The organism is Zoogloea sp. 1C4 (genome assembly GCF_009469605.1).
GTDB lineage: Bacteria > Pseudomonadota > Gammaproteobacteria > Burkholderiales > Rhodocyclaceae > Zoogloea > Zoogloea oryzae.
The window spans coordinates 156,044-162,587 of the sequence record NZ_SSXU01000009.1 but is presented as its reverse complement, the minus strand read 5'-3'; the positions used below and the strand labels follow the sequence as shown (position 1 = coordinate 162,587).

The window sequence follows — 6,544 nt, the reverse complement described above, 5'->3', positions numbered from 1 at the left end:
CAGACCGTGCTTGACGCCATCGCGTGTGCCCGCTGCCACATCCAACCTGATCGAAGTTACCCCAGGCCACGACGCGTCAAGCCGCACCAGCATTTGGCATATAAGGGGGCTTAAGTTGGGAGCATTGGTCGCGCAGGCCCCTCATGATGAGATTGATTTGGCGCATGTACATGCTCTGACTGCCAATCGCGCCCATCAGGAATTTCCAGTGGGCGGCCTTAAGCTCGGAGGCAGAGAAAGCAATCGGCTTAACCTCGATATCCGGGTACTCGGCCCGGCGATCATCCACCTTGTTCGCAGGGGTAAGAATCAGCACATCCTTCAGCGCTTCTGGGTTGGCCTTGTAACGTTCGCGAAGGACACGAATCTCCTCATCCACCGAGTTGGCATTGATCATCGAGGTAAACTCCGGTGCATAATCCTGCGTCGGGCTGTAATGGAAGATGACCGTGGCAAGCGGGCTTGGCAGCACGTTGATATGCTGGAACGGCATGGAGGCCATCTCGATTACCGTTCCAAGGGTGTAGCTCTTGCCGCCGCCTTGAACCCCAAAGAGACTGATCGTGTGGGTGTGGTTGAGATCTAGCGCGACCTTTCTACCGGAGACCTCTCCGAGTAATCCGTACTGAGGCGAGTCGCCATTGACGCCGAGCATGATGTCATAGCTGGCCTCTGCTTGAGGCACAGGCTCAGACGCCGGGTGCCCTTCAGGCTCTGGTTCAGCATGCGCTTCCGGTATCGCAGCCACGGCAGGTTGTTCGTCCTCCTTTTCGACTTCCGAAGCGATAGAAGGCGGAGGGGGTGGCTCGACAGGGCTCACCTGTTCTTCTGCCTCTTGATGAGCAGGCGCAGGTGCTCCCTCTGCGGCCGAGGGTGCTGGCGCGGTGATTGGTACCTCCGGATCATCGTCCCAGAGCTCATCCACCGTCCAGGACGTTGACCGTGCTCTCTTGGGTGCGATAAAGGCCGCGGTCTCAAGTTTTGGCACGTTCGGTATGAACTGCTCGCTAAGAAGGTGCGCGGTCGGTTCTTCCTCAATCTCGACGGAAACAGGCTTGCGGCAGTTCTCCAGTAAGGCGCGAATGAGATCCTTACCGATGCGGTGGAATTCAATGCCAACCTCGTTGTCCGGGGCCTCGGTTCCGGTCTTGTCGAAGTCGAAGATCAGGGCGCAGCGTCTGAACTGAAGCGAGTAGCCCTGCTCGATGGATTCAAGTAACCCTCGTGCTTCCTGCGCAGCAGTCGCATCAAAGATCCCGTAACGCAGTGAGCGCTCTAGATAGAAACGAAGGATCTGAGCCAACTCCCGGCTCTTGAGCAATCTATCCGGCCGGTCCGGCTTCTTCAAGGCCGGGTCAAAGTGGCGCTGGAGGATGCGCTCGCTCTGATTGATCTGGGCGGAAATCCGTTCCTTCAGTTGGTTGAAGGCCGCAAAGTCGCCAACTTGCGAATAGCATTTCACCTCGACCAGGTTGCAAGTGATCGTTCTGGTGTTCAAATCCAAGTCGAACAATCCCAAGTCGGTGCGTTGCAGGCTGATGGCATCATTGACATCGTCTGACTCACCGCTTGAGCGGTAAAGGTCCGTGTGCGCATCCAACGGCACAATGACCTGATTGCTCAATGCGCCCTGATATTCGAGGTAGAGCCGAGCCAAAGCCAGACCAAGTGCTTCCGCCTGTTGTGTGCGAGCAGAAATCAGCTTCAGGGCAAGCTGACCGGACAGCGACCGCAGATTTGCCAGGATCTGAACCGACTGCTCGCCGTCGGCGGACAAGCCATGCTCAAGCAGCACCGGCTTCAGCATCGCCTCCAGTTCATCGTTTGAGCGCGACGAGATGATCAGGTTGTGTGTCGCCTGGGAGCTGGCTCCCGGCACATAGTCAATCAGATAGTCCGGTCTGTTCTTCCGGCCGCCATGGTCGAAGAACTCAATCCCCATATTTCGGTCGATGGTGAACACCCAATCGCTGATCTGGTGAACCTCGTAGATCAGTTCTCGTTGGGCCACATCGAGGCCAAGGGTCACCACAGGCACAGCCTTGAAGCTGGCACCAGAAGCAGCAACCGCTGAGGTAGCAAAACAGAGGTGTCGGCTCAGGGACGACAGCAAATCGAAGCACGCCGCATGGTTGTCCGCGCCGAGGGAGCGCCCGACAATCGGCCGCTTGTTCCAGAAGGTCCCCGAATCGTCATCAACGAACTCAGTGTCGAAGTCCTGTATCAGCCCATGCAGCGGGGTCACCCCCATCGGCTTCTCTGCAATGGAAAGCTCCTCGGCGGGAAACACATCCAGAAGAACACTGATGTGCGCCGGGAACTCCTTGGAATTTGCATGGAATTCATTCAGTGGGTGCTTGGCCAAGTTCAGCTTGGAGAACAGATGGCTGCCCGTTGAGGTCGCAAATGCGTCGGCGGCCTCGTTTACCGTGGCTCCGGGACGGACCATCGACTCAAGTGCCTCGCCCAAAACAGGTGAGTCGGGATCGGTGGTAAAGAGCCGCACGTCATAGCGCAAATCGGCATGCTCGCGCTTCTGCTGGAGCGATAGCAGAGCCTCCGCAATCACCGAGCCGGCCCCGGGGTTGAAGATGTTCAGTGATAACTCTCGAACATAGGGATGCTGAGAGAGATAGCGCTCGATCTTGTCCGCAATGACTTGTCCGGAAATATCTGATCCCGCCGCAGAGGGCTCGGCCAAGCCGAGAGCTGAACAGATTTCCGCCATCAGACCACGGGAATTTTCCTCGGTCGTCGGGGCGTAGAGCGCCCAGAAAGCATTCAGGTTGTCCACCGGAGTGAAGATGCGGCCATCCTCGACGGGAATACCGACCGGATAGGCAGAGGGCACAAGGCCATCCAACAGCGCGGAACGGACGTGAGGAATGTGATCCTTCCCGCCTGACTTGATCTTCTCAATCCAATCCTTACCCAGGGCGACCCAACTGCTCAGCCACAAGGCACGGAGCGGATGGGTTGGGGAGACCAAAACAGCCTCCCGGTGCCTTCCACCGAAGTCGGTCAAGATGACATGAATGGAATCGACGGCCAGCACATTTCTGAGCGCTTGCAAGTGTTGCTGACGCTCGGCACCAGAAGTCGTCTCGGCCTGACGGATGAGGTTCCTGACCAAGTCAAGGTAGCTTTCAGCATACGCGAGGCATTCCCTTTCCGAGTCGCGGAACGAAAGCCCCTGCATGATCAGCTCGGCAGTGTCTTTGCGCACTGCTGCAAAAAACTCTTCGCGGGCAGCCAGGAAGGAAGCCATCGCGGCGGAAGATGGCAGCGTGAGTCCAACCTCGGAAGGCGGCTCGGCGGTATCCAGATTGATCTGCATTCGCCAGCCTGACGGGTGCTTGGGCTCCGCCAAGACGCGCTGCTCGATGGTTTTGAGCATACGCGAAAGCGGGATCTGAACCGCGCCCTCACGACCGAATTTTGCGTGTAGGGTTTCCTGGCGAGAGGTCTTCTTGGAACGACCGCCCTCGGCCCAGGCGACACCACTGATGGCGATATCATCGGGATCGCGTTCATCGCCCAGGGCAGTCAGTTGCAGCCGGAAACGCGCATGCTCCAGGCTCTGCTCAATGGGTATGGCGCGTTGCGGTGGTTCTTCCTCGATGTTGCCACCGGGCAGGACGTAGAAAGGTTCGCTCTCGTAGGAACGTCTTGCGCCCTCGGAGACGGAATCCGCTTCCAGCGGAATCGGATCGCCATCGGCCGTCCAAGGCATTACACGGATGAAATGCCAGCCTTCCTCGAATTCGATCTTATTGAGCTTGGCCAAGTTGGTCGTGCATTGCAGGCGGTTCGGCGTCCAGGCCTTGACTTTTTTAGATTTTCCTACCGGGCCGTCATTCTGCGAAATGATCTGAACCGTAAAATGATCAAGCCCGCTGACCTTGCCGGGGTGAGGGCTAACCTCGAACACCACGTTCATTTTGCGGCGGTCGTTCGGCACCAGAACCTGTTGCCCGATGAGGCCGGAGAGTTGGTCGTCGGTCTCATCCTCCTGAACGACCGGCAAGTCGGTCTCCAGCACTGTCAGCAGGACCTTGTCCAGCGAAAGCTCTTCCTGGAACGTCCACTTGTCGAAAGAAATGCTCCACCAGCTCTTGTCGGTCGCGATGGGCGGCGTCCAGGATTCGGGCTCCTGGACATCGTATTTTTCAAAGTAGGTGAATAGTCGCAACTCCAATGCCTTGTCGCTGAGTCCCATATCGGCGATACGACCACGAACCGACTTGTGCGAGGCCATCAGACTGCGGACGCTGCCAAGGTTACGGCGAATCTTGCCATTGACCATGCCGGGATCGGCAAAGAGCTTGAAGTCTGGAATCAACGTCAATTCATACAGGCTGGCCCCGAGGGTTTCTCCATCAATCCCGTTTTCGAGCGCAGTGAGCAGGTACCGCACGCGGGAAACATGGTCGGCAAACAGCCACTCCTCCTCGGTGAGGATGCCCAAAAGATCGCGAGCATGGCCAACCAGTGTTGTCGGGAGCCGATCAAGCAGCGAGTCGATAAGGTCCTCGTAGATACCGGCGAAGGTCAGCTCCTCGAAGGTCGCCACACCGAAAGAGTCCTCGGCGCTGGTGCGAAGCGAAGTCGGTATGAAGACCAGCAAAGGCTGACGCAGCTCGCCGTTCGCGTCCGGGTTGCGCAACTCCACCAGTTTGGTGGAAGTGACTCGGAAGGGCTGGCCCTCCTGATCATGGCTGCCGAGGATAAAGATGTTTCCGTCGGGCCGGGTCCGACGTAGTTCCTTGCAGACCGACTCCATTACTTCGTCATCGAGATCGGTGACCCGCATGCAGTGGCCTGGGCCACGGTCACCCAGGATCGCTTCGATACGGGGGCACAGCAGACAAGCGACCGCCGCGTTCAACTTATCCTGGGAAAGCTTGGTGAACGCATTACTCATGCGTGCCTCCCGTTTTTATCTGTTCCGTCATTTCTCTCAATCGCATAGCGGGGCGATACCTTCTGGGTCACGTAGGCATCCGACAGGTCCTCGTAGAACCCGATTTCACGCAGGCGACGCTTGAAGGCTTCGAGGTTGAGGCGCAGGGCGCGTCTGTCGAGGATGCTGCCGTTGGCCTGTGCTCCTTCCGGCAGCCGGTCGATGTGAAGGCCGTAGCGGCTTCTCAAAAAGGCCAGCAACTCCTCGATGCGAACCTCGCGGGTCACGAAACGCCCGTCATCCTGAGTGAGCACAGCCACCTGAAGGAGCACTTCAAGAAGCTTGCTTCCCAGCACAAACCGCCGAGGACTTCCCTTGGTTCGGGATTGGGCCAGCAGGCCGTTCTCCTTGTTCTTCAGCAGCAGTGAGTCCAGGCACTCAGTGATGTACTGGCGGTGATACTTGCCGCGATATGCCATCAGGATTTCGATGAAGGATTCGAACTCACCAAGGCCCATGGCGGTGACTTCCCGGATCTCCGGATCGATGTCCTCGTTTCCAGAGGTCGATTCCTCGATCAGGCTGGCCAGGCGGAACTTGAAGTAGGCTTGGAGTTCGGCGTCGTGCTCGGGCTTCAGTAGAGAAACCAGATCGCCGACGGTGAACACGCCGCCCCCTGGAGTAGCCAGCTTGCCCGTCTTCTTGCTCAGGTATTCCGCCATCTCATCGAGCTTCTTGACGACGAAATTGGCCTGCACAAAGGCAGGAATCTGGCGATAGAGCCGGTCAGTGGACTTGCGAGCCAGCTCGACCATATGCGGATTGTTGATGTCCCCCATATCCACGACCAGCGCCACGGGATCAGGTGAACTCTCCAGCGCATTGTCCGAGCGCTGCTTCACTAGCTTGGGCAGCATCTGCAACAGCTTGAGGTGGTAGAGCGCCAGATGGAATGCCATCAGGGTTTTGAGATAGTCCACCAGCACCGAGCGAGGAATATAGGGCTCATAGGCCAGTAGCCGCAGAATGTCGTCGGCCATGATGTCGGCCTGATCGATCAGAAGTGGTGGAAAGCGCTCGGGCTCCTTGGAGTCCTGTGTGTCCTGAGTAACTTGGGAGTCGAAGCGAAGTAGCGCTTGGGTTTCTACATCGACGACCGTGCCGGATTCATGCCTACCGGTTACATGGTCAATCCCAGGGAAAAAGAAGCGTTTTAGCGTGTCTCGGGCGGCCTGGCCCTTGCCTTTGCGGGCATAGTAGAGCATCCAATAAATCTGCTCGGCTGCCCCATAATCACGGCAGTGCTTCGCATTTCGAAATTTGTAGGTCTCTCCATGAAGCGGGCGCGGAGAGGCGACAGCTTGATTCGACTTGCCCCGATTTACCACATCAAGAAGTTCGGTCTCTACCCACTTGTGGACAATGGAGGGATGTTCGTCAAAGCCCTCAAAATACTGCTTAACCTCTTCGGACAGCATCATTTCATCTGCAAATTCTTCTGGCTGTAAAATATTTGCGCGTGGCGGCTTGCGACTGCCATAGCCATTGAATTTGAGGCGAGGAAAGAGCATGGTCAGCACACGATCCATTTCCGTGTGCTGCCAATGCAAATAACTGACCTTAGGTGTTCTGAACTCCTTG

General features: G+C 57.2%; 2 protein-coding genes. Both read right to left on the bottom strand.

Features of this window, described 5'->3' with window-relative positions:
- Positions 1-76: 76 nt before the first annotated feature.
- Positions 77-4,924: a hypothetical protein gene (locus tag GH681_RS13100; RefSeq protein ID WP_228111899.1), complete on the bottom strand. Its 4,848-nt coding sequence runs from the start codon at positions 4,922-4,924 to the stop codon at positions 77-79.
- On the bottom strand, positions 4,921-6,492 hold the full coding sequence (locus GH681_RS13095) for a hypothetical protein (RefSeq protein WP_228111898.1): 1,572 nt from the start codon (positions 6,490-6,492) through the stop codon (positions 4,921-4,923). The genes GH681_RS13100 and GH681_RS13095 overlap by 4 nt, the downstream gene beginning before the upstream one ends.
- Between the last annotated feature and the right edge of the window lie 52 nt (positions 6,493-6,544).